The sequence below is a fragment of the Occallatibacter sp. genome, assembly GCF_049582745.1.
Taxonomy (GTDB): Bacteria; Acidobacteriota; Terriglobia; order Terriglobales; family Acidobacteriaceae; genus Telmatobacter.
This window is the reverse complement of record NZ_JBAUUO010000064.1, coordinates 1-24034: the sequence shown is the minus strand read 5'-3', so window position 1 is coordinate 24034 and position 24034 is coordinate 1. Positions and strand designations below refer to the sequence as shown.

Sequence of the window (24034 nt, the reverse complement as noted above, 5' to 3'; positions counted from 1 at the left end):
TCACGTTTATGACCGCGAGCACTACAATCGCCGGGCCCTCCTTTCAACGAGTTCGGTGAGGCGACGGATTTCGATAAAGGAGTCTTGAATCCACTGATAATTCTCAGTTATCTATGCACGGTAGAACTCGCCGGGATGACGAAATTTGACCGGTGATGCTGCGCGCCAGAAGCGTTCGAGCATACGATGGCTCATAGCCACGTGACCCCTTTTGAGAGGGCCATGTAGATCGATTGTTGTTCGAGCCTGCGCTCCAGAGTTCTCTTCCACCCGGAAAGACCTGCAATGATCGATGGCGTAGCAAAGAGGTCGATTTCGAAGCGGAAATGATGGTCCCGAATCCCTTTTCCCGTATCCCGATCTCGGTACCATCCCTCTGCGCGCTGCAGGGAGTATCCCGGGGAAAGTTGCCGGATCTCACGAAACGTGCGGACGAGCTTGGAAAGCTCAACCGGCTTTCGCGCGCCTTGCGTATCCGGGTTATAGCGTCGGGGAATCAGGATCGTCAGCGTGCGCAGCGTCGCCTCGTCACGGTTTTGAGGTCGCTCCCGACGACGAACGAATTTGCGCACACTGGTGGGCATTTCATTTCCCGAATTGTCCGGCGATACCTCGGCGCAACGGCTGAGCATCGCGAGACGTAAGATCAATATGTGTACAGGCAAAACTTCCTTTTAGTTGATAGCCAATCTCGTTTCCTACAGTCTCCCGCACGATCAAAACTTTGTTGGGGTCAATGTTCATTCCCGCTTCCTGAAAAGCTAATGCGAGTGCTTGTCGCAAGCGTTCCATGTATACCCGGATTGCTGATCGGGTGAGTCTCCTCGTAAGCGCCGAACCGCGGTTCGCATTCTTCCCGTGATCTTGATAAAAATCATCCGCGTGAATCCCGAGCTCGATTTGACGCGCACTTTGAGGGAACCGCGAATGTCGCGCGAGGTAATCAAAAAGAATGCGTAGCGCAAGCGAAAGTCGCAGGCAATACTCGCGGCCGTGATAGACGAGAAACACGCCAAGAATCTCTTCGCCTGCCAGACACCCGCTACTTCCCGGCATGTGGAAGCGATGCACTATACGGAAATGAAATCCTGCTGATTGCAGATGTCTCGATTCAGCAAAGAGCACAGCCACTCTCTCCACGAGAGCCGTCAAGCTATCCTTCGTACACATAACGTCCTCCCATCCGTTCTATCCGTAGCTCGAACTCCGGGGGCCGCTTCGCGGTTGAAGTGCAAAGGAAGAGTGGTGGCGGATAGACTCGTGCCTGAAAGCAAACCTCTTGAAGTTTTGTGAGAGTGTCTGCCCAAGGGAGCGAAGCATTCGATACGTTGAGAATCACCACGGCATAATCGGCACTATACCTTCTTAACTCCGCCATGGCTTCCCATGGGTCGGCGTTTACATCAACTGCAACCGCATCAACTCCAAGACGTCTGCGTACACGCTCGGCGTGTTCCGAGTCAGAATCGACAAGCATCACTCGCGGCATAGAACTTCTCCATCGTTCGTGATTGACTCAACCACGACGTAGTAAACAGCGAGGACTTCGACGCACTGAATCCTCACCTACTAATTGAAACCCAGGTTGAGGTTGGGAAATGTAGAGAGTTTGTAGAACTGCTAACTACCGTCCTGCAGCGCCTGCACCTTGCGGCTTTGCGCAACTCGCGGTACGTTGAAACTATGGCGACACCGGAAAAGGTAATAGGTTACGAATTCTACCGTAATTTCTTTGCAGACGCACGGAGTCGCCGGGTCTTTAGAAACGGGAAACCCCTATCGGATCCACTTACCGCAAAGGAATTTGAAGTACTTGAATTCTTCCTCAAGCGTCCAAAGGAAGTAATTGCACGGCAATCAGTTGAACCACTTCAAATGCCGGCAGCCGGGCGCTCGCCAATTGACAACTATCTTTCAAAGATAGCGAAGAAGATCGGCGTCGCCAGAAACGAATTGTTCTTATTAGTCAGAGAAATTGGTTTCTCGCTGGTCGCTAACGTGCGACCGATTTTCGCAAGCGATTTGGAAAGAGCGGGTGACCTTTTTAAGGCGTCCGAGCTGCATTTCAATACTCACACCGTCCGGTCGATGCGGGACAGCCTGAGACAAAGCTTACTGGCCTTGAAGATCAATCCCCATGGGCTTCCGGAAGCGCACGTAACCGCAGCGTTTGATTACATAAACCTCAGTCTGGCGGCGTACTCGGCAGAACCTCCTCGGGAAGCAATACCGGAGGCTCGTCAGCACGCAAAGGATGCCTTCAAAAAAGATCCTCGGTCCTCGCGAGCTCTGGGATTGCTCGGGTTAATCTCACTGATCTATGACTACGATTGGCCGAAGGCGAAAGAGCAACTCGAAGGAGCTCTCGGGATCGATCCCAATGACTCAGCCACCTTGCTCTCCTATGCACACTACTTAATTGGAGCCAGAAGGCCGAAAGACGCAGTGAAGGCAGTCGAAAAAGCTGCTCGAATTGCTCCTACGGATCTTATTATTCACGCAAGCGCGGGATGGATTCATCTCTTAGCTGGCGACGTCAATGGCGCAATCGAGTTGGGGGAAAATACAGTTAGGGACTTCTACTCTGGATTCGCGCCAGGGCATGTCATGCTCGGGTGGGCCTACGAAGCTGCAGGACGCTTTGAACCAGCGCTGAAGGAATATATGCTCTCGCTCGAAAATGAGTACATGCCCGCCGCACTGGCGGCTCTTGGGCATTTGGAGGCGAAACTCGGCAACCGGCAGAGAGCCGAGCAAGCCCTCGATGAACTAAACGAGCTATATAACCAAGGTGCAATATCCTACGTCCCAGGGTACGCAAAAGCACTCATATTTGCCGGTCTTAACGACATTAATCGTTGTTTAGATTCCCTCGAGGAGGCCTACGACCAGCATTGTGATTGGCTCATACATTTAGAGGTTGAGCGACGATGGGATCCAGTGAGAGACAGCGACCGATTCGAAAAGCTTGTTCAGATGGTTGGAATTCCGACTGGAACTGAGAGACCGAACCTGCGTAGATCAAGTGACTAGGTGAGCGAGCCGCGGATCACGCATCCAGGAGCAATTGAGGCCGGAAGACTGTTTGCCCGTTCATGGACCTTGACGCAAAACGGGAAATGATCTAGATTTCAAGTGCATTTCTTGAGATTGCCACGCCTAGAGACATCCAAGGTATCAATGAAAAAGGCCGTTCAACCCCTCTTTAATACGCACATCCGACCTGTCGAACCTAAGGACTTCGCATTCATCCGATCGCTCGCAGGCAAATTCCCGACATTTACAGTTCCGTCTGAATACCTTCTGTGGTTCTTGACGAGGTTTCATCCCGATTACTGCCGGGTATTAGAGCAAGATGCTGGTGACTTGAAGGCGTATCTACTTGCAATGCCAACAAGTGACCCGCAAAGTGGCATTGCTATTTGGCAGGTCGCCGCGGCGACTCCTAATCATGCTTTCGCTCTGGAGTATTTTGCTGCCTATCTTCGCGAATCTGTCGAACGCACCGGAGCTACGACGATTTCCTTTACGAGTTCGCCGGATTCTGCATCGATGCGACTGATTCGATCTCTGGCGAAACAGTTCTTCGATTGTGAAGCCACCAAAGTGAGCTCAGTACCCGCCGGACAAGGAGAGCACGAGTTTCGCCTTTCCATTAGCTTGCCGAGTTCAGGAAATGAAAAGAGCAGGGCCAAAACAGGTTGATCGCAATATCACGACGAATGCGGAATGAAGAGGCACGCAGCGGGTCATGCAGCCTCAGAGTGCGTGCGTTCCCAAAACCACTCCAATCGCCTGGCAATGCGCACAGCGTCCCGCCCGCTCGCGGCGCTATTACCGAGTTCATTTTCAAATTCCCTAAGGCGCTCTTCGACTCCGATTTCAACCGCATGAAAGAGCCCCGGGAAAATATCCGAGACTGACTTCTGGAACACCACCTGATATCCGAATACCGTGAGCAAGCTAGGAGGGGATATAGATCGCTCGTGACGTGAAATCTGGTTGGCTGTGACACTTCCCAGAATTCGCGCCAAATCTCGCTGGCTTAGACCGCTTTTCCTCCGAAGGAATCTGAGGTATGTCCCAACAGAAGTCGATGTCATCGAGCGTGAAAGGGTTTATTCTTGACTTCTCTCTAAGTCTAGCAGGCTGGGCTTTTACCTCAAAACGGAGTGATCGACAACATGAATTGACGATTCCCGTCGCAACGAGCCGAGGTCAAGAGATATGCGGGGCATCAATTCTGACAACTAGGGTTTCGTCTTTTGCTTAGCCTTCTGCGCTGCCCACCGCCTCTTTACCGCGTCCGCTATTCTTGCCCTCCCTTCAGGTGTGAGTTTGCGCTTTTTACTTCTCTTCGCAATCGTTGGTCGCGCGACATTTCCGGATGGCTTCGCATTCGCGGGAGAAGAGATGAGTCCCGCAAGGATTGACCTCGCCTGTCGCAAATTGGCTATCTCCGCGTCAATAAGGGAAAGCAGTTCGTTCGAATTCATAGTGTCCATTGTAAACAATTGAATTCGACTTTCAGCCTTCGCCACGGTGACATTCCGCTATACCCTTAGAGCGCACATCCTCGGGACTGATCGCCGGAAGACCGAACGTCGCCACCTTGCGCAGACCGATTCGCCTCCGGTTTGATGGAGAACCATTCACCACGGACGATCCAAACCGATTGAGACGGATCTCGATACACGGGTTCCGTGGATAGAGATGCACCAATGAATTCAGTCAGCCCTTTCGTCGGCCCCTCAGATTGTTTGATTTGGCGGACCAGTTTTCGGTCCTAGGCCAACTGTGGAGGGGCCGGCGAAAGGGCTCCGGGATTGTCCCTCAGGATGGCGGCGTCATATTGGTCATCTCTTCGACGCGCGCAAGATAGGCGAGGCCTGCTGCCACGGCATCGAACCGCACCGTGTTCCAGCCTTCGCTGACCCACGGTCGCTGGCAGCGTTTGGGTGGGAGGCACCAATGAAGTTCTGGAAAGGCTCGGGCGACAGCTTCGGCAATTTGTTCTTTCGCCCGTCCCACCTCAAGAAACGCGCCTCGAACGTCTTGAAGATCTATAGTCTCAAACGGAATTGACCTCTGAGCGCACTCTTGGCGCAACATTATAAGAATTGAGTCCACAATTGTTCGATGTTCAATTGATCTGTGATCCGCCCTTCGCGCAACGACAATGGTTGGCATAGAGATGGAAAAGAGCGGAACGAGAATTTGAGGAAGATTCCTAGATGTCTTGTACGTCCGCGCTCCAGAATCGAGAAGAAAGTTAGGACGTTCGATTGCAGCATATCCGATCCTGCGATGCCGAACTGCGAGCGCAAGGACTCGCGAGTTATTGGTCGACTCCATGTTTAGGATTCAAATCCCCAGAGTTTTTCCGCTCCCATAACCATTCCAATTTGCGAGCGATGAGGGCGGCAGATCGACCCCTCTCCGGACTTTCCTTCAGATGCTCCTCCATTTCATTCAGCTGGCGTTCGATGTTCTGCCGTGATTCTTCATAGAAACCAGGGAATAGTTTTGAAATGGGAATTTGAAAGACGATCTCGTAACAGATTGCGCTCAGAAAGAGCGGGATCGCAAGCGAGCGTTCATGTTGAGAGATTTGCCATTCCGTGGCTACACCAAGGACGTCCGCGAGTTCTCGCTGGCTCAGACCTGCTTTCTTTCGATAGGTCCGCAGGTGGGTGGGTGCGCGTGTTTGTGACACAGTATTTTTTAAAAGATCAATCTGTTTGTCGACCTTTGGCTTTAGCCTAGCAGGTCACTGGTGGGACTCAAGGTGTGCGACTCTCTACTTCGAGGCGAATATTGGCTGCACTTTAGCTAGTTTTCCCCAGGATTCGGTAACGGGGATTCTGAAAAGACGTGCAAATCGAATAAGACCTGTGAATTCCCTGTGGATACAGACTGAACTCGCTGTCAGGTATGGACCAACTTCCGTTTGCTCTTCTTCCATGGTTCCTTCATAGTGATGCCCTCGACCTTTGAAAGAAGAGCCAAGTTTTGCACCTTCCCCGCGCAGAGCTATTGTTTTGGTAAATGGCATTTCGCGGGCTCTTCATCGGAATAGATCGTTACGCCTCCCCAAGAATCGCGCGGTTGGGTTGCGCTTCTCGTGATGCGATTGCTTGTATGCGATCATCATTCTAGCGCTCTGCGTAACGGTATGCGCGGTGAAGCCGAGTGATGCTCCACGGCATCTCGGCGTGATCGTGGGCATCGCGATCCTGCTCATCATGCTGCCACGATCATCGCTTCTCTGTGGAATTCGATGACTTTAGGGCAGCACCTCGGGATTGCGTTGATCGTCATCGCAATCATTTTTCTCATTAGTACTGCTCAACGGAAATCCAGGAAGGCAAGGCATTAGAAGTAACCTGTGTAGCTTGCTCACCGCAGATGGCGCGCACTTGACGCGTTGCGATCACATGGTAAAGTTCAATCGATATCCGATGAACACGCCAAGAACGCTATCAGTCGAAGAGTGGAAGGAGATCATGGAAGTCCCGGCCGTCAAGGAATCGTGGGGGCTTACCGGCGATGAAACTCCAGAAGAATTCGCTGAGATGGTATATGGAGCGAAGTTTGATTTCACGCCCATGACCGGGCCCGGATACGTTGGCGATCTCTACATCTTGTCAGGGGATGCGATAGGCGAACCATTTACATTGATTCGGAAGGACAACAAGCTGGTTGTAGTGTAGGAGAATGACTCCCGAAAGCACCCTGCATGAACAGTTGGTGAAATTGGTCGTCAGAACAATTTGGGATTCTCAAAGTCACCGCATGGCATCTCGTTTAGTGGTTCATCCTCGGATATTCTCCTTCTGTCTTTCGTTCATCGGAATTACGTTTTGTTCGACCTTTACCCGAAAGAAAAGCGTGCGTTTTACAGTTTTCCCGCGCAGCGCTATTGTTTGATGATGGCATTTCACGGGCTCTTCATTGGAATAGATCGTTACTCTTCACCCAAAATCAAGTGGTTGGGTTGCGCTTCTCGCGATGCGACCGCTTTGCATGCTTTGTTCACAGATACGCTGGGCGGGTCGTCCATGATCCTCACCGATGCCCAGGCGACGCGTGCCGCAATAGAAAGCGAATTCACCACCCTTACCCAATGTGATCCGGACGACGTAGTCTTCATAGCATTTTCGGGCCACGGTTCACCCAGTCATGAACTCGTTGCCTACGATACGGACCTTGATAATCTGCCTACGACCGGTATCCCGTTGGATGTTCTTAGCGATTGGTTCAGTAAAATCCCATCTCGTCGCCTGATTTTCGCCCTGGATTGTTGCTTCTCGGGAGGTATGGGAGCAAAGGCCGTCCAAATGGATCTCGCCTCGAGAGATGTTGCGTCGGAAGATGCAGTACTTGATCAGCTTTCTGGCAATCAGCGACTTGTCCTTACCGCTTCCGCAGCAAACGAGCCCGCTTGGGAAAATAGTAAGGTGGGTCATGGCTATCTCACCTTTTATCTTTTAGAAGCATTTCAGGGAGCAACGGAACTTCGAGTCGGCGGCAAAATCAATATCTATGATCTGCTCAAATATGTCAGTCAACATGTAATCGACGCCGTCAAAGTGCTCGGCAGAAATCAGAATCCGACGATACGAGGCAAGGTCGATGGGGATGTGAGTTGGCCCGTGTTTGTGCCGGGCGACAGCTACCGGAAGGCCTTTCCAGAACTCCAGACCCAGAAGATCGGCGCAGATATTTCAAACCTTGCAGTGTGCGGATTTCCGGATGGAATTCTGAAAGCATGGGCTGGAGCGATTCCAGCACTGAATCAGTTGCAGCTTGATGCAATCAATGAATTCAATTTACTTCGCGGAGACCATATCGTTGTCTCTGCGCCGACATCATCAGGAAAAACGATGGTCGGGGAACTCGCAGCAATTAAGGGTGCTTTGGAGAGGAGGCGAAGCTTCTTTCTTTTACCGTTGAAGGCGCTGGTGAACGATAAGCACCAAGCATTCACTCGCACCTATGATCCGTTTGGCATTAGAACGATTCGTGCGACAGGTGAAATCAGTGACGATATCCCAGCCTTAATGCGCGGTCAGTATGACATCTGCCTTATGACATATGAGAAATTTGCTTCGCTCGTTCTTGGCAGCCCATACCTTCTGGAACAGGTAGGGCTTGTCGTGGTTGACGAGGTGCAGATGATTGCTGACGTTAGTCGCGGCGTCAACCTCGAATTCGTATTGACCTTACTCAGAATGAGGCGGCGCGAAGGAATCGAACCTCAATTGATAGCGCTTTCCGCGGTGATCGGCAGTACCAATGGACTTGAACGATGGCTTGATGCCCGACTGCTTCGCCGAACTGAGCGACCAGTTCCACTCGATGAGGGTCTTTTGCTCGCGGATGGTACGTTTCGTTATGTAGATGCTGGGGACGGTTCGGAGAAAAGAATTGATGCTTATAGTAGGAGTGAATATCGAAAGGGCTCCAGCCAGGATTGGGTAATCCCGCTCGTCAGGAAGCTCGTGAGCGAGAAGAAACAGGTGATTGTCTTTCGTGAGACTAAAGGAGACGCTCGCGGTTGCGCGAACTATCTTGCGGAATCTCTCGGCCTCCCTCCTGCCACTGACGCGCTTGACGCTCTACCGGCAGGAGATCCGTCAACCGCCTCGCAGGCGCTGAGGAAAGTTCTGAGCGGTGGCGTAGCCTTTCATATCTCCGATCTCTACCGGGATGAACGCCTAGCGGTAGAAGAAAGTTTCCGCGCTCCAAACAGCAAGGTTCGTGTCATAGCGGCCACAACGACGCTCGCAATGGGCGTGAATACTCCTGCAGAGGCTGTCGTCATCGTCGGCCTTGAACATCCGGGGCCAACGCCATATTCAGTAGCGGAGTATAAAAACATCGTTGGACGTGCAGGGCGACTTGGCTTCAGCGACAAAGGGACTTCATTCCTTCTGGCGGTTAACTACAGAGACGAATATGATTTTTGGACTCGATATATTCAAGGCTCACCGGAAGACTTGGAATCCCGTTTCCTCTTTAGGGACACCGATCCCCGTTCGCTCGTCGTCAGGGTCTTGGTTGCTGCTAAACGATATGCGAACCAGGGTCTAACTCTGATCGAAATGGTCGAATTCTTGAACGGAAGTTTTGCCGCATTCCAACAAGCACAGGCTAGTAGCGGTTGGAGCTGGGATCAGGCCAGATTGACGCACGCTGTCGAAAATCTTGAGCAGCACGGTCTGATTGAAAAGAATGACGCTGGCGGTTACCGCCTTACGGAACTCGGGTGGTTGGCCGGTCAGGGTGGAGTAGAGGTTGAGTCGATAACACGCATTATTGGAGCGCTCCGGGGAGTAGCGGCTCCAGAGATGACAGATCCTACGCTGATCGCATTGACACAATTAACTGTCGAAGTTGATTCACTCTTGTTCCCCCTGAATCGGAAAAGCACAGAGAAGGAACCACAGACTTGGAAAAACGAACTACGAAATCAGGGTGTTCCGTTTGGCGTTCTGTCCGCTCTCGAATGGAATGTCACAGAAAAATCGCAAAGCACCCTAAGAGCGAAGAAGGCAGTTGCATGCCTTTTATGGGTTACCGATATGCCGGTCGCGAATATAGAAGCCATTTTGACGCAGTTCGGTGGATCGCTTGATGGTGCGGCCGGGCCAATTCGCTCAGTGACCGCTCGAACTTGCGATTTGCTGTCGATTGTTGCACGGATCGCCGAGATTCTACATCCGGAACTTAATCTCTCAAAGCGTTGCAAGTTGCTTTTGGTACGACTCGAAGTGGGTGTTCCGTCAACGATTGCCGAACTAGCATCCGTAACGGCAAGTCGTCTCACTAGAGGTGACTACCTCAATCTCCTCAAGGCGAACTGCGCGACAGCTGATGCAATTGAGAAAGCTTCAGATGATGTCCTATTGAAGGCTTTGCAGAATAGCGAGCGCAAAGTAGCTGAAGTCCGAAGGCTCGCTCATAATCTCTCCCATCAGCCTGCAGACACTCCTCTAAGTACTCCGCTTTTGCCCCCATATCAGCCTTAATGGAAAACCTCTTCAGTCGAATAGAACAGAAATTCGCACTCCTCCTTGCAATTGCGATGTTTTTTCCCATTCTTATGGGAACATACTTCACCTATACCGGAGGAACAGCTACTGAGCAGAAAGATGCCTTCTCTCTTTTCCCTCTGGTCGGGCTATAGATCCTTGCCTACACATTCTTCGTGATCTCGAAGATATTCAAGCCGGTGCATTTTGCCCTGAAGGCGCTCGAGTGGTTTCTGGTCGCGGACATTGCATGTTTCGCTGTCCCCACGATCGTCACCATTGTCGCCATTCAACCTCTCTCGTTTAACGATCCGGTTTCGTATCACTTGGGAATCTGGGAATATGCTGGCTCACTCTGGGGCGTCGTGATGGCTCCCTGGATGGTAATGTTTTTCTGCTTTGCACTCTTTATCATCGAAATGTTGAATACTGCATTTCCGAAGCTCAACAAGATCACGTTCTATAAGCCGAAGGAAACCACGCCCGCACCTTCACGCGGGCGTGGACCCCTCGCGAAGAAGGGGAAAAACGCGTCTTCCGAAGCGCCGATCAAGCGTCCATAATTGAGAAGTCGATCTCGGGGCGCTCGGCAAAGAAGGTGAACAGCTGATCGAGGAGTAGGGCAGAAGTTCGACCTATCTCTGTAGATGGGGCACCATCTGTATCTTTTTCACGATCTGCGATCTGGCGGAACGGAATTTGCCAAGTGAACTCAACCTTTTTCTGCTGGATCGTGCAGTTCGACATGAGGGTTCTGAGCAGTCGTCTTCTTTTCGCGATGGACGCGGCTTGATACAAGGAATTCGCGCTTCCCGCGAGTTCGACAAATCTCTTGAGCTCGTCCGGCACTGACGCCCGGTTCGCTTCATAATCGGCCCGTCGGTCCTGCAGCGCCCGTCGCTCTTTGATGATTCCAGCTTTGCGTTCTTCAAACATTTCGCGCTCGAGAACACCTTCCAGGTACGCGTCGGTCAGCCGATTGAGACGCTCTGTTGTCTGTTCAATTTTAAGTTTAAGCCCCTGTAGCTCATGTTCGCGATTGGCTATCCATAGGGTCTTCATTTCGGCGATTCGTGAAGTGAACTGCGCCTTCTCTCGATCCGTGAATGTGAGTCCACTGAGTTTGTCTACGAGCAGAGTATTGATTGTATCTTCCCGGACGCTTGTCTTCGCGCAAGCTCTCGTGTGGCACCGATAGTAGACGTTTCCTTTTTGGACTTCGCCAATCAGGGAATTCCCACAGGACACACAGGTGATGAAACGACGGAATGGAAGATCATGGACGTTAACGCGTGTACCCACACGGCCGTGAAGGATATCCTGCACCCGGTCAAAGAGATTTTGGGTAATCAGCGCTTCATGGATCCCTTCGTAGGTTTGTCCCGATGCCCGTATGCGCATAACCCCGGTGTAGAACGGGTTCCGCAGAATAGTATGCAACCCGGGTATCGTGACTCGTCCTCCCGTGAGATTGCGGAGCCCTCGCTGATAGAGTTCATCGACGAGCGTGGGGATGCTCCATTGACCTGCGCCGTAAAGATCGAACGCTTTCTTTACAAGAGGGCCCTTGTCGGGATCTATGGTTTTCGGCTTTGCCGCGCCGTTATCACGGTAGCCAATCGGCGCACGGAACGGGTAGAAGCCCTGTTTCAAGCGGCCGTAGATGCCCTTCTTAGTCTCCTCCCGAAGGTTGCGGATGTAGTCGGACGCCACGACCGCCTGGATATCGGCCGATAGTCTGCCGCCGCGCGAATGAAGATCGAGAGCCTCGTTTGCAAAATGTACTTCGATTCCGCTGTCGATCAGTTCACCGAGATCGGCCCAGTCCTTAAGGTTGCGTGCACTACGATCGATCTTGTGGATAATGACGCCGCGCACCTCACCTCCGCGCAGGCCTTTGAGCATTTGATTCCAGATCGGCCGGCCTTTTTTGGCTGCTGTTTGCTGCTCCTCAAACCATCGAACAATGGTGAGATTCGAACGGATGGCATAGCGCTCGATGGCACTCTTCTGCTCCGGCAACGAAACGCTGCGTTCGCCCTGCTTGGTGGTGGAAACTCGAATGTATCCAAAGTAGTCGTTCAGATTCTTGGTAGATTAGTTTTTTTATTGGGGATTCGACCTTTCCAAAATCTTATTGCTCATTCAGTTCGCGGTCAACTGCGCCATTGCGCTCCGGTAAATCCTCGAAGATTTCCCATGCGATTTCCAGATAAGCATCGATGTTTTCAGATGCGATAAGCAACTCCGCCTCGGTAAGGCCCGGATAGAGTCCTCGCCACGCTTGAACACTCATCAGAGAAGGTTACTCGGTGGACGGGCCACCCTCAAGGTGCGCTAACCCTCGCTCGGGCAGGGGAAAGCGCGCCTTTTAATTTGGTGCGAGTGTGCGTTAAGGTGATGTCACGCTCCGATCCCTAAAGGTCGAGTCGGGGCGCTTTCACTCCCGCTCAAATACCACCTCTACGCGCACATGATCGGGCCCCTCAGCTATATCGGTGGCAAACGCGCCATTGCGAATCAGATCATTGCCACCTTTCCCAAACATACGACCTACGTCGAAGTGTTTGCCGGCGGTGCGCAGGTGCTCTTCCACAAGGAGCCCTCACAGGTTGAAGTGATCAATGATCTCGACGGCGAGATTGTGAACTTCTTCCGTATATGCCAGGCGCATTTCGAGGAACTGGTTCGCTATCTGCAGTTCATGGTCGTGAGCCGCACTTGGCACGTGCTGCTGAAGGCGACGGATCCCACGACACTCACGGATGTTCAGCGCGCAGCCCGGCATCTGTATCTTCTCAAGAACAGCTACGCGAGCCTGGTGCTCCGCCTGAACTATAAGTGCCACGTAGTGCAGCCGCCCGGGTTCAACCCGGAACGCATTCCGCAGCTCATCGAAGAGACCCACAAGCGGCTAGCTCGCGTGCAGATCGAGTGCCTTCCTTACGAGAAGATTCTAGAGAAGTTCGACCGACCGCAGACGCTTTTCTACCTCGACCCGCCGTACTATGCCCGGCAACTTTACCGTTACAACCTGACCCACGACGACTTCGTGAAAATGGCGGGGCTACTGGCTCATCTGCGTGGCAAGTTCGTGCTGTCGTTGAATGACACGCCCGAGGTGCGCGAGATCTTTCGCAAATTCAAGGTGAAGAGCATCGAGCTTGCTTACACCGCCCAGAAAGTCGCCGGGAGGCGGTTCCGCGAAGTGCTGATCACAAATTTCTGAGATTACGGTCAAGAATTTTTCTTAGAGATTTTCTGCGACCTAACCCCTTAGAAATCAGTGTGCCCCTCTCGCGCTCGCCCGAAGCTGTTACCGATATCACCGCCCCATCGAACAAAATCCACTTGAAATGGCAAACTTCCTCGAACATCTCGTGAGTTCCATCTGGAACCGTCTGCGGGACCGAAAGAAGCGCTCGAAGCCCGAGGCGTCGGGACTTTCGCTGGGGCTCCAGGTGACCGACGAAGCGGTCACCGCGCGAGCTGCCACGTTGAGTTCGGCGCGGCGCACCACGCACATTGCCGTGCTCGGCAAAACCGGGACGGGCAAGAGCTCGCTTCTGCGCTCCATGGGACAAAGTGATATCGCAGCCGGTCGCGGATTCTTCTGGTTCGATCTCCATGGCGATACGACGCCGTTCCTTTTGAAGTCCATCGCCGAAGAGGAACGCAGGCTTCAGCGTCACCTGAGCGACCGTGTCGTGCTGATTGCGCCGTCGGATCGTGAAGTCTCGGTAGGCTTCAACCCACTCGAGCAGGCAACACCGGACTTCGTCCCCATCGCGGAGTTTGCCGCGATCCTCAAACAGCGCTGGGGGCTCGACCACTTCGGAGCGCGCACCGATGAGCTTCTACGCAACGCGCTTTTCGTGCTCGCCGCGAACAGTATGACGCTTCTCGAGCTCGCGCCATTGCTCACCCACAGCGGCTTCCGAGCGGCGTGCCTGAAGAATGTCGAGAACGCAGAAGTTCGCCAATACTTCGAACTGCGCTACGGGCAGGCCAGTGAAGCGATGCGCGCCGTCATGCGCGAGCCGATTTTGAACAAGACTTCGGCCTTTACCGCCGACCCAAACTTCCGCCACATCGTGGGTCAGAAGAATTCCACTTTTTCGATGAGGGAAGCGATGGACCGGGGATATTGGGTCATCGCCGACCTCGATAAAGGCCGGCTCGGCGAACAAGCGCTCACCCTAGCAAGCCTCCTCTTCACGGTCGTGAAGAATGCGCTTTTCACGCGCGAGCGCAAATCGCTCTTTACCATCTACGCCGACGAAATCCAGAATCTCGTGGCCGTCGATAGCGGGATCGAAACGGTGCTTTCCGAAGCCCGCAAGTTCGGCGTCTCGGTCGTTTCTGCAAACCAGTTCCTTGATCAATATCCGGCAGCGATGCGTGCGGCCATTCTTTCGGTCGGCACACACGCCTTCTTCCAGCTCTCAGCCACCGACGCGGGTAATGTTTCGGAGGCGCTCGATGGCGGCAAGGCACTGACCGAGCGGCTCAAGAATCTCCCTCAGCGGCATTTTGTCCTCAAATCCGGCGCGGAACGCTGGATGGAAGTTGCGGCCTATACCGTACAGGAGCCGAAAGCCAGCTATGCCGACCTCCTGAAGCGCGTGCAGATACAAAGCGCACGCCCCCGTGCGCATGTCGAGCGCGAGATTAAGGATCGTCATGCGCGAGTCCACCAAACCACAGATGAGGTTCTTCATGGATGGGACTAATCGCATGATCGTGCAGCTAAGAGACCGGCAATTCCTGAAGGAGCTTTCCCTGCTACGGGTCGTTGACCGCGAACAAGCAAAGATCGTTGCCGGGTTCGGATCGACGACGCGCGCGAATACGAGGCTCCTCAAGTTGACCCGCGCAGGACTTGTCCGGCGGTTCTTCCTGGGATCCGGAGGAGGGCGAAAGGCACTCTATGCGCTCTCAGAAAAAGGTTCTCTCGTTGCAGACGCTCCTGCGCGCGGTCCTCGCCGGTCGCAAGGCGCAATGCTCGTTGCAGACGCATTTGTGGAACACCAGTTGGCGGTAAATTCGATCTACTGCACGGTCAAATTCGGGAAGATGCCGGGCCAAGGGGTGACGTTCCATCGGTGGCTGGCGTTTCACGAAACTATTGTTCCGGAGCTGCGACTGATCCCGGATGGGTACATGGAATTTATTACGCCTGCGGGAATCTTCGCGGCATTTCTAGAAGTCGATCTCGGCACCGAAAGCCTCGCCGTCTGGCGGGAGAAGACACGCCAGTACCTCCAGCTGGCTCTCTCGGGTGCCTTCCATCGAGTCTTCGGCCAGGATCGCTTTCGCGCTCTCGTCCTTGTGAATTCGGAACGACGCCTTGAATCGATTCGCAAAGCCGTATCGGCTGTTACCGAAAAGATCTTCCGGTTCGCTACTCTCGACGACGCACGCACAGAATTCTTCGGCCCAATTTGGACGAAGCCCAACAGCAATCAACCTGAATCAATCTTTGAGCCCAAGCCATGAACTACTGCTACAACTGCGGACACATCACACCGGGCGAACCCCTCTACTGCAACTACTGCGGCCGCAGCTACGACGTGAAACTTTGCCCGCGCCACCACGCAAACCCCCGCAGCGCCGATGTGTGTTCCCAATGCGGGAGCCGCGAACTCTCCACGCCACAACCAAAGGTGCCCGCCATGTGGAAGCTCCTTGCCATCCTCATCCGGCTCGGTCTCGGACTTTTCCTCTTCTATGTCACTCTCTCGTTCCTCGTTGCTGTCGCAAAGACGACCGAGTTCCAGCAGGGTCTGGTCGCCTTTGCCCTGCTCCTCATTGCCCTATGGCTCGTCTGGTCCAAGTTGCCGGACTGGCTCCAGGATATTCTGCGCAATTTCGTGAAGCGCAAAAGGAGGGACGATGGCGACAGATGAGGAGAGACGCAGGTCGGGTTTGGTCGCGAACGCGAAATCGTTTGAAATGCGCCCCTTTTCCGCTTCCGGCTTAGGGCAGAGCTACCCGCAGCATTGCCCGCAGTACCAGGATGTCAACGCTTTGCCGATCGATCACACCGACGGCAGCCCGCTAGGCGTACCGCTCACGATCCGCGAGGTCGCTCGGCTGATTGGCTGCTCGGCATGGACCGTCCGGCAACGCCATCTGCCCCAGGGCTTACCCTGCTTCCGCTCCGGCCCTGCAGGCAAGCTCATCTTCTATCGCAATCAGGTCGTTGCCTGGATTCTCCGGCAACAGAAAGGAGGTAAGTGAAATGAGTCTCTACAAGCGTGGCCATGTGTATTGGTCGGCCATCTGGATTGACGGCGTTCGCCACATGCGCTCGCTTGAGACCTCAAATCGCCGCCAGGCTGAAACCCTGGAGCAGAAGTGGCGCGATGAATTGCACACCATGCGCTTCCAACTCCCAAACTTCAAACCCGAGATGGCCATGGCCGAACTCTATGCCAGGTTCCTCGCGGAAGGGGACGTTAAAGCCTATCACCGGGAGCGCGCCAAGCAGTTCTTGCCGTACCTCGCCGAGATGCCCATCGGACGGATCACGAAAAATGATATTCTGCGCTACCGCAAGCAACGTCAATCCGACTACCTGCGCCGCCAGGATGCAGAAGACCCTAAGCCGTTATCGCAAACAACGCTCAATCGGGATATCGAGGTTATTCGTCATTTGCTATTTTGGGCAGCGGACGAAGGCTTCATTCCCACAAACCCCATCGCCCGCATCCGCATGGTGCGGGAACGCGGGAAACGCCGTCCGGTGATGCCGGTAGCCGACGAGCTGAAACTGCTCGCCGCGTGTTCCGATCATCTCCGGCCCATTGTCATCACTGCGCTCGACACCGGCATGCGCCGGGGCGAGCTCTTGAACCAGACCTTCGAGGACGTGGACTTTGACCGCAAGGTCATTTCCGTGTCGCACTCGAAAACCGCCGAAGGCGAGCATCGCCTCGTCCCCATGACCAGCCGCGTGCTCGAGTTACTTGCGGGGCTGCGGAAACCCATCGGGGTGATCTTCACCTTTGAAGGCCATTCAATTCGCCGGATCAAAACCGGGTGGGCAGGCGCGCTCCGGCGTGCGGGCCTTCCCCACTACCGATTTCACGACCTGCGCCACACGTTCAATTCGCGCCTCGGCGATCTTGGCATCATCGCCGACGTTCGAAAAGAGCTCATGGGTCACAGCCGTGGCGGCGATGTGCAATCGATTTACACCCACATTGAATTGCCCACCCTCCGCGATGCAATCCACCGGCTCGATACGTGGCACGTGGAGAAAGTGCGCTCTCTCGAGGCACACCAACTTGAAACTTCTTCAGCCAACAACCAAGAACGTAAGGCAACCGGAACAGGAGGATCAACCCAATGACCAAACCGAACGCCCCATCACGCCCGCGTGACCTGGACGAAGTGCTGCGGCTCTGCGTCCTCGAACGGGCCAAAACAATCAACGCGAACATTCTGTCCCAGCTCTCAACAGTCACAACCGATCTCGACGCGGAAGCCCATCGTGCCGCCCTGGGCGGACTCGATGGGCTCGAACAAAGGATCGCAACTCTGCGCAGTCTATTGCTCCTGCTTCCATAGCAGGCGATCTCAGCTCTTTCACAACCAAACCAGAACAAGGAGACGTTATGACGACACCAAGGAAAGCTACGTCCTCGCCAGTAGCGGCGAAGCCGACACCTGCGGCGCCACCGCAATCAACAACAACCGGAACATCCACGGGCCGCAAGCCCTGGATCAAGAAGACCCCCGTCGAAGTTGTTCTCGAGCAGATCACGAAACAAGAAGAGAAGGTCACCGAGATGCGCGAAGCGATCACGAAGGAAGAACGCGAGCTCGCCAAATTACAGCAGGCGCGCAAGGTTCTCGAGTCCGACTAACCCCTCAACCATAGGAGCCCGCACCATGCCGGCTCCTTTTTGTTAGTCAAATTTCATACCCGGAGGCAATTATGGTGAATCACGAAGTGGAACCCGAGGCGGTAGCCCATCAGCTCGGTGCGGGCGGCGTCGACAACCTTGTCGCGAATGCCGAGCGCATCTGCGACTACCAACAAAAGCATATCGAGCTCTCAAATCAGGGCGCCATTGTGGCCCTTAAGGAAGAACACAACCAGCTTTGCGAGGAAGAGCACCGCATCGGAACCCTGCTCAATCACGCCCCGCCCTCGGGAGACCTGCGCCGGCTTCGCCGCAGGGCAATTTACTGCTGGGCGCTTACGGCGATCCTTACGCTTTCCGGCTTCGCATTCACGGTTCTCACTCTTGCGCCGTTCCAGCTCGGCGTGATGAGTTGGCCATTCACGGTCGGGATCGCAGTCCTCACGCCGTTCCTCGTCGAGAAGCTGCTCGAGAATAATGCCATTCTGGTGAAGGTCCTGACTGCGATTGCCACGGCAGCGGCCGTCACCGGGCTGATGCTTCTTGCCGCCGTTCGCGGCAACTTGTTCGAGCAACAACTTCGGCAGAGCCAGGAACAGGCGGTTGTGATCGACGATTCCCAGCCCACCCAAGCGCAGGATAACGACTTCTACGACCGGTCGACACGTCTGCTCGAGGCCGCAATGCTGCTCGTCGCCTTCAGCATGGAGGTTGGCGCCGGGCTCGCGCTCCTCGAAGCGCGGCGGTCCGCACCCAACCCCTCAGAAGATTGGAAAGCCCTCCGGGGTGAGCTGCGGCAAATCCGCGGGCGGAAAACTCTGATCATACGGACAGTCGTGGATCTTCACAATGAACCCGGAATCTTCGCCGCGCGCTTCTGGCGCGATTTCTATCGAGCGATGCTTTCGAATGCTGTCCGCAGTGCGATCACGAAGCTTCTGATTCTCCTTGTTGCTGTCTCCCTTTGCCAGGTTGGCCATGCTGACGCCCAGGATCACTTGGACCTTGTCATTGCGATCGACCTCACCCAATCCGTCGCAGTTAAGGGTCCGGACGGCAGGAGTGAATTTCAAAAGAACGTTGACGGGGTGTCGCGGGTTCTCTCAAAGGTCCCCGCCGGTTCCCGGATCACCATCATCGGCATTACCGACCACAGCTTCTCGCAACCAGATATATTGTTGTCGGCGCGGACTTCCGCTGAGCCTGGCTACTTCGGGGAGCGACTTGACGCCGCCAGAGGACAATTGGTCAAGGCATGGAAGGGTCGGAGCGCTCAGCTCAATTCTGATTTTCGACACACCGATGTTTTCGGGGCTTTAAGGTTGGCGGGTCAGATTCTTGCGCAGGAACCAAGCGTTGGCGCGAGAACGCTTGTCATATTTTCGGACATGCGGCAGAACACCAATGAATTGAATCTGGAGTTTTCATCGAATGCCCTGCGACGATCATTGATTAGAGTCCGATGTGAACCGATTGCGTATCTGAAGAACGTCAAGGTCTACGTAATGGGTGCCGATGGGGCGACACGAACCGCAGCATATTGGCAAAGTTTGCGGATATTCTGGGAGAACTATTTTCGTGGCGAGAAGGCCGATCTCAAGGATTACTCCGTGTTGCGGGAGCTGTCGCTTCAGCCCTGAACCAGCCCCGCGCCACGCGCACGCTCCTCCAGCAGCGCGAACTCCGCCTCGCTCACTTTGGTGCCGATTGATTTTGTGCGTAAGGGCGGCTTCACTCGTCACCGCCGATGGGATTGGGATGGGGATTTGGGCCGTGCAAGGCCCATGCGTTGCAGACTGCCAGGCAGCCGGGGGAGCAACGCCAGCGGTCGCGGGCTAAGGGGTTGATGCTCATCAGGTTCCCCTTCAGCAACGTGCGCTCGCCTCTAGGGTAACCGCATTCTCGACTTTTTTCTATTAGCCGCTTGTTTTCTGATGGTTCGCGCGCGGTAACCGCAGGTTACTGCGCAGCAGCCGAAACGGGGTGACGTGTCGCCCTCCTGCCGACGCCGTAGGCGACACTTCGTCGATTGCACAAGTTGCGGAAACTATCATAGATGCAGACCTTGCATCGTAGGTGAATCCGAGTCTCACAGGAGTGACCTGGTGCACCCAGCCGTTGTTCATCGACGCCAGCCTCCTCAGGAAGCCCCAATCAATACGAGGAAATGTTCTTTGGGAGATTTTGAATTCCAGCTCTCAAAGCGGCTCCATGGTGCGCGGAGTGGCTTTCCGCCGCGATATGGTCCGGCGATTCCGGCAAACCAGCCCTCGTCCGGCTCCCACGGCTTCGGAAACTCGCGGAACCGAAAGAGGTAGATTTCTTCCTCCTTTGCGTCGATGTTGACCGGGAATGTTGCCATCCATTCGATCTCTTCGGGCGGAACGCTTAGCTCGAACGGTGAGCCGGCCCACCTGGACAGATCAGAAGCGGCCAGCATCTGTGGCATTGCCCAAAGTGAGGGCATGAGGGATTGCATTTCAAGAGTCTCCAACTGCTCCCAGAACAGCAATCGGGTTTCGTGACTGGCACCAATGGCGTCTAGATCAGTAGGTTCGACGTGCTTCAGATTTCTTAGCATGGACAACGCGGCAAACATCTTCAGGTGCGGGTCAGTGAGCGAAAGGACCTCTCGTAGCGAGTTCTCCGCGAGATCCATGGGAAGATACCCCATTAGATCGAGCAAGATTCCGCCGCTGCGCCGCACAGAAGAATAGCCGTTCTCCGGGATGATCCAGTCCAACTTATGAGGATCTTTTTGCAAAGGAAGTACGGTGTGAACATACTCAGACCAGAACGCGAGAATCGTTTGCGAATGCGGCGTGAGCGCATCCTTGATGATTGAGCGATCATGGCATAAATCGATACAAGCAAGAAGAGCCTCGTCGCGGTCATCACGATTTTGTGCTGCGGATAGAAGGTCGGAAATTGCGCCGCGTCTTTGCTCTGCGGGAAGCTGACTTGCCTCTTGTTTCAACCGCTTGATTTCCATTTTCCGCATTTCTCGTTTTACTCCAGGCCATCGCCATTAGTGCATAACAGGAAGCTTGATGTTTTTGATTTGGCTCTATTCAAGGCCGAGGGGTTTGCCATACTTGATCGCTAGATCTTCTGGGAGATAATTGGTGAGGCGCCCTGAAGAAAAGCCAAACTTCGAAACAAGCGAATCCCGAGCCCGCTCCGCAAACCCCTCTTCTAAACGAAAGGTTTTCACCTTTCGAGCAAGAAGCCACTGTGCCACCCGCTCCGTGCAGAGCTTATACCACTCAATTGGATGAACGACAAAGAAGTCATCCCCCGTCCATTGGTTCCAATCGATCACTTTGTCATAGTTCGTGATGGGGCTGTATTCCTTGTAATGGCAAGCTGGGCAACTCATCGTTAGTCGCAGACCAGATTCCGGTGAAGCCATTCCGGCCCACCCGGTGACGATGAGTTCTTGGTACTCCGTCGAAATCGACCCGTCGCGAAAGCGCACGGACGCGGGTGCGACTCGGTATCCCGTGAACCCCTCCTTCTTGAATTCACCTAGAATCTGCTCATGAATACCGAGGCCGGCCCCCCAGATCATCAACTCGTCCCTGCGATTATGTTTCACTTCCAGGTAGAGCGGGCTGATTCTGCGGTGACCATCCCAATGCTTCGTCGTGATAGGGCATGGAATTCTCTCTCGCTCGCCCTGACTTTTATTGTTGTCAGCCAGGAGTCCTTGGGAGTGTGGATACGTCAGGTTGAAAAACGGCATCATGTATTCTTCATTCCGATTCCCCGATGCATTCGAGTTGTTGCGCGAATTCCTGTGCCAACTGATTCATGAAACCGTCGATCGCCTGGGTCCCCCCTGCTGGACATTCACCTGCGCCTCCGCCGGTAAATGTGCTCCATCGTCCGTTCCAGCTGGTCCCGGGGCCATTTTGATTGGAATGAAGTCCGCCTGAACCGGTATGGCATTGCTGTGGGACGCACCGCGTATATTCTGGAGCATCAATATCCGGAATTTCGCACTTCTCAAACCAACCTCTGAATTGTTGCGGCAACATGTGGTGCTTGTCTTCGCCGGGCTCGCAACCATTGCGGGTCTTCTTCTTTATTGTGCAAGGTCCAGTCTGTTCCACATTGTCCGGGCTCGCCTGTTGGACAAGGCCCAAAGCAACCCATACCTGAGTTTTGCCGCTAAGCAACTCGTATGAGCATTCAATTGCGAGAGCAACCGGAATTACGATCGCAACATCTTTGGCGACCTGATGTGCATCAATTTCGATAGTTTCCGCAATTTCAGCGCGTCCAGTCGGGTCTATCGCATTGACCGGGTCGCCACCGGCATAGTTGTACTTGTGCAGTGTTTTCGGATCGGTAACTACGCCGTTTTCTGGATCACGGCTTACGAACCTTCCAGTGAGCGGATTCATGTAGCGAGCTCTCAGGTAGTACAGCCCAAGATCGCTGTCGTAGGCCTCACCCCGATACATGTAGTTGTTTGGTGTCGTACCTGTTGAGTTGATCTTGTTACCAAAGGCGTCGTAATCGTAGCTGTCGGTGATCGCGCCAGCCGAACTCGTCAATTGGCGCACGGTTCCGAAGCCGTCATATCCGTAGAAGCTCGGAGTCCAGGTGTTCGAAACGACTTGATTCTGGCTGATACGCTGCAGGCCATATATGTATTCGCGCTGAACTGCTCCGCCACCTGACAGCTCTTCAACAACCTGAGCGTAGCCAGTCGGGTTTAGATCATCGACGAGGTAGCGGGTTGTCACCCCATTCACGGTCTTCGCCACACGATTGCCATCACCATCATAAATGAAGGTCACCGATCCGCCATTCATCGACATCAAATGGTTTTCAGTGTCGTATGCAAAGGTCTTGGCGCCGGTCGCAGTCACGTTTCCATCCGAGTCGTAGCTCTCGCCCGCTAGCTCATCGTCAGCATTGAACGTGCCGCCGGTCGGCGTCAAGCCTTGGATCGATGATGTGGCCGAGGCCCGGTTGCCCACCGGATCAGGTACGTAGCTGGCCGTACCGTTCTCATTGCCCGGTACGCCAGTTATGGTTTCCCCGGTGAGCCGGTAGATGCCGTCGAAGCTCCAGTTCACTGCTCGACCGTTCAGCTCCGTTGAGGTCTTGCGATTTCCAACTGAGTCGAAGGTGTAGAGATACCCAGTCTGCGAAGTGGCAATCTGTTTCAGCCGGTTCAGCTCATCGTAGTTGAAGCCATACTGCACTCCGTTCGGATATGTGACCGAAGCAACGTTGCTGGCGGTGTCGTATGCGTAGGTCGTCGTCTGGTTGCCGGCAAGGCGGGCGTCCACGACAGTGCTCAGCCGGTTGAGGCTGTCGTAGGTGTAGGACATCGAAACGCCGTTGGTGTGCGAGGAATTCACGGAGGCAAGGTACCCTGCCGCGTCGTAGGTGTAGTTTAGAGTACCTTCCGGCGTGGCCTTCGTAATCAGACGATCCATGCTGTCGTAGTTGTAGTTGGTGGTGCCGCTGGCATCGGCCATCGATGCCCACTTGCCGGTGGCCGTGTACGTAAAGCTAACCGTGGGCTCGCCGGTTGTCGTGTCCGGTGTCCGGCTGAGCAGCCGGTTCAGTGCGTCATACGTGTACGTCGTGGTTTTACCGTTGAAATGTGTCAGCGAGGTGAGATTACCGCCGGTATCGTACTGACGCGTCTCGGTGTGCGATCCATCGGGCAGGGTCTTCGAGATCGGCTGCGAGAGCAGATCGAAGGCGTTTTCGGTCAGGTGACTATTGGCGTCCGTCAGCCCCGTGACATCGCCGAGCACGTTGTATCCGTAGGACGTAACGTTGTTCGGCGCGTTGGGGCTGTTGGTCTGGGTGACGGATTGAAGCTGATTAGCTGCGTCGTAGGCGTATTCGACCACGTTGCCGTTCTGGTCGGTCACCGAGATCAGGTTGCCAGGGCCGTCATAGGTGTTGGTTTTCGTCGTGCTGTCTGGATAGTCAGTTTCGATGAGCCGCTTGCGTGCGTCGTACTGGTATTTAGTTCGATTTCTAGGCTCGTTGTTGTCGCAGTTCTCATTCATGCTCGAGTCCGACAGGCAATCTTAGCATCGAAAAATGGTGAAGCTCGGACAGAAATAGTCTCTGATTCTGATCATGGAG

At 54.2% G+C, this 24034-nt stretch carries 22 protein-coding genes; 14 read left to right on the top strand and 8 right to left on the bottom strand.

The window, feature by feature from the left end; translation table 11 throughout:
• Positions 1-191: 191 nt before the first annotated feature.
• Positions 192-584 carry a hypothetical protein gene (locus tag WCA10_RS10230; protein ID WP_472822413.1) on the bottom strand — a complete coding sequence of 131 codons (393 nt, stop codon included), beginning with the start codon at positions 582-584 and terminating at the stop codon, positions 192-194.
• A 1-nt stretch (position 585) separates the two neighbouring features.
• Positions 586-1170 carry a hypothetical protein gene (locus WCA10_RS10225; protein WP_472822412.1) on the bottom strand — a complete coding sequence of 195 codons (585 nt, stop codon included), beginning with the start codon at positions 1168-1170 and terminating at the stop codon, positions 586-588.
• 513 nt (positions 1171-1683) lie between these two features.
• On the opposite strand from WCA10_RS10225, the gene WCA10_RS10220 reads away from it, so the two are divergent.
• The gene (locus WCA10_RS10220) at positions 1684-3033 is read left to right on the top strand and encodes a hypothetical protein (protein ID WP_472822411.1); all 1350 of its coding nucleotides are present in this window, start codon (positions 1684-1686) and stop codon (positions 3031-3033) included.
• A 147-nt stretch (positions 3034-3180) separates the two neighbouring features.
• Positions 3181-3705 (top strand): hypothetical protein, encoded by a 525-nt coding sequence (locus tag WCA10_RS10215; protein WP_472822410.1) that lies wholly within the window; start codon positions 3181-3183, stop codon positions 3703-3705.
• Between the two features lie 44 nt (positions 3706-3749).
• On the opposite strand, the gene WCA10_RS10210 is transcribed toward WCA10_RS10215, so the two are convergent.
• Positions 3750-4103, bottom strand: a complete 354-nt coding sequence (locus WCA10_RS10210) for a helix-turn-helix transcriptional regulator (protein ID WP_472822409.1) — start codon at positions 4101-4103, stop codon at positions 3750-3752.
• A gap of 2358 nt (positions 4104-6461) precedes the next feature.
• Here WCA10_RS10210 and WCA10_RS10205 point away from each other — a divergent pair.
• From WCA10_RS10205 to WCA10_RS10195, 3 genes are all read left to right on the top strand, one after another.
• Positions 6462-6713 (top strand): hypothetical protein, encoded by a 252-nt coding sequence (locus WCA10_RS10205; protein ID WP_472822408.1) that lies wholly within the window; start codon positions 6462-6464, stop codon positions 6711-6713.
• A 150-nt stretch (positions 6714-6863) separates the two neighbouring features.
• Positions 6864-10034, top strand: a complete 3171-nt coding sequence (locus WCA10_RS10200) for a DEAD/DEAH box helicase (RefSeq protein ID WP_472822407.1) — start codon at positions 6864-6866, stop codon at positions 10032-10034.
• 203 nt (positions 10035-10237) lie between these two features.
• Positions 10238-10600, top strand: coding sequence for a hypothetical protein (locus WCA10_RS10195; protein ID WP_472822406.1), 363 nt, complete (start codon positions 10238-10240; stop codon positions 10598-10600).
• On the opposite strand, the gene WCA10_RS10190 is transcribed toward WCA10_RS10195, so the two are convergent.
• Positions 10587-12101 carry a recombinase family protein gene (locus WCA10_RS10190; protein ID WP_472822506.1) on the bottom strand — a complete coding sequence of 505 codons (1515 nt, stop codon included), beginning with the start codon at positions 12099-12101 and terminating at the stop codon, positions 10587-10589. The genes WCA10_RS10195 and WCA10_RS10190 overlap by 14 nt on opposite strands.
• Positions 12102-12171: 70 nt before the next feature.
• Positions 12172-12333, bottom strand: a complete 162-nt coding sequence (locus tag WCA10_RS10185) for a hypothetical protein (protein WP_472822405.1) — start codon at positions 12331-12333, stop codon at positions 12172-12174.
• 177 nt (positions 12334-12510) lie between these two features.
• Here WCA10_RS10185 and WCA10_RS10180 point away from each other — a divergent pair, with 177 nt between their 5' ends.
• From WCA10_RS10180 to WCA10_RS10140, 9 genes are all read left to right on the top strand, one after another.
• A complete protein-coding gene (locus WCA10_RS10180) occupies positions 12511-13266 on the top strand; it encodes a DNA adenine methylase (protein ID WP_472822404.1) in 756 nt (251 codons plus the stop codon).
• 127 nt (positions 13267-13393) lie between these two features.
• A complete protein-coding gene (locus WCA10_RS10175) occupies positions 13394-14770 on the top strand; it encodes a type IV secretory system conjugative DNA transfer family protein (RefSeq protein WP_472822403.1) in 1377 nt (458 codons plus the stop codon).
• On the top strand, positions 14757-15536 hold the full coding sequence (locus WCA10_RS10170; protein ID WP_472822402.1) for a replication-relaxation family protein: 780 nt from the start codon (positions 14757-14759) through the stop codon (positions 15534-15536). The genes WCA10_RS10175 and WCA10_RS10170 overlap by 14 nt, the downstream gene beginning before the upstream one ends.
• Positions 15533-15946: a zinc ribbon domain-containing protein gene (locus WCA10_RS10165; RefSeq protein ID WP_472822401.1), complete on the top strand. Its 414-nt coding sequence runs from the start codon at positions 15533-15535 to the stop codon at positions 15944-15946. The genes WCA10_RS10170 and WCA10_RS10165 overlap by 4 nt, the downstream gene beginning before the upstream one ends.
• 46 nt (positions 15947-15992) lie before the next feature.
• Positions 15993-16280: a hypothetical protein gene (locus WCA10_RS10160; protein WP_472822400.1), complete on the top strand. Its 288-nt coding sequence runs from the start codon at positions 15993-15995 to the stop codon at positions 16278-16280.
• Between the two features lies 1 nt (position 16281).
• Entirely contained in the window at positions 16282-17394 is a 1113-nt protein-coding gene (locus tag WCA10_RS10155; RefSeq protein ID WP_472822399.1) for a tyrosine-type recombinase/integrase, read from the top strand.
• On the top strand, positions 17391-17612 hold the full coding sequence (locus tag WCA10_RS10150) for a hypothetical protein (RefSeq protein ID WP_472822398.1): 222 nt from the start codon (positions 17391-17393) through the stop codon (positions 17610-17612). The genes WCA10_RS10155 and WCA10_RS10150 overlap by 4 nt, the downstream gene beginning before the upstream one ends.
• 47 nt (positions 17613-17659) lie before the next feature.
• Entirely contained in the window at positions 17660-17911 is a 252-nt protein-coding gene (locus tag WCA10_RS10145; RefSeq protein ID WP_472822397.1) for a hypothetical protein, read from the top strand.
• A gap of 71 nt (positions 17912-17982) precedes the next feature.
• The gene (locus WCA10_RS10140) at positions 17983-19551 is read left to right on the top strand and encodes a vWA domain-containing protein (protein WP_472822396.1); all 1569 of its coding nucleotides are present in this window, start codon (positions 17983-17985) and stop codon (positions 19549-19551) included.
• Positions 19552-20051: 500 nt separating this feature from the next.
• Here the strand turns inward: WCA10_RS10140 and WCA10_RS10135 are convergent, their stop codons facing one another.
• The 3 genes from WCA10_RS10135 to WCA10_RS10125 form a co-directional block, all read right to left on the bottom strand.
• Positions 20052-20912 carry a hypothetical protein gene (locus WCA10_RS10135; protein ID WP_472822395.1) on the bottom strand — a complete coding sequence of 287 codons (861 nt, stop codon included), beginning with the start codon at positions 20910-20912 and terminating at the stop codon, positions 20052-20054.
• Between the two features lie 66 nt (positions 20913-20978).
• Positions 20979-21659 carry a hypothetical protein gene (locus WCA10_RS10130; RefSeq protein WP_472822394.1) on the bottom strand — a complete coding sequence of 227 codons (681 nt, stop codon included), beginning with the start codon at positions 21657-21659 and terminating at the stop codon, positions 20979-20981.
• A gap of 7 nt (positions 21660-21666) precedes the next feature.
• Positions 21667-23955 (bottom strand): RHS repeat-associated core domain-containing protein, encoded by a 2289-nt coding sequence (locus WCA10_RS10125; RefSeq protein WP_472822393.1) that lies wholly within the window; start codon positions 23953-23955, stop codon positions 21667-21669.
• Positions 23956-24034 lie beyond the last annotated feature (79 nt).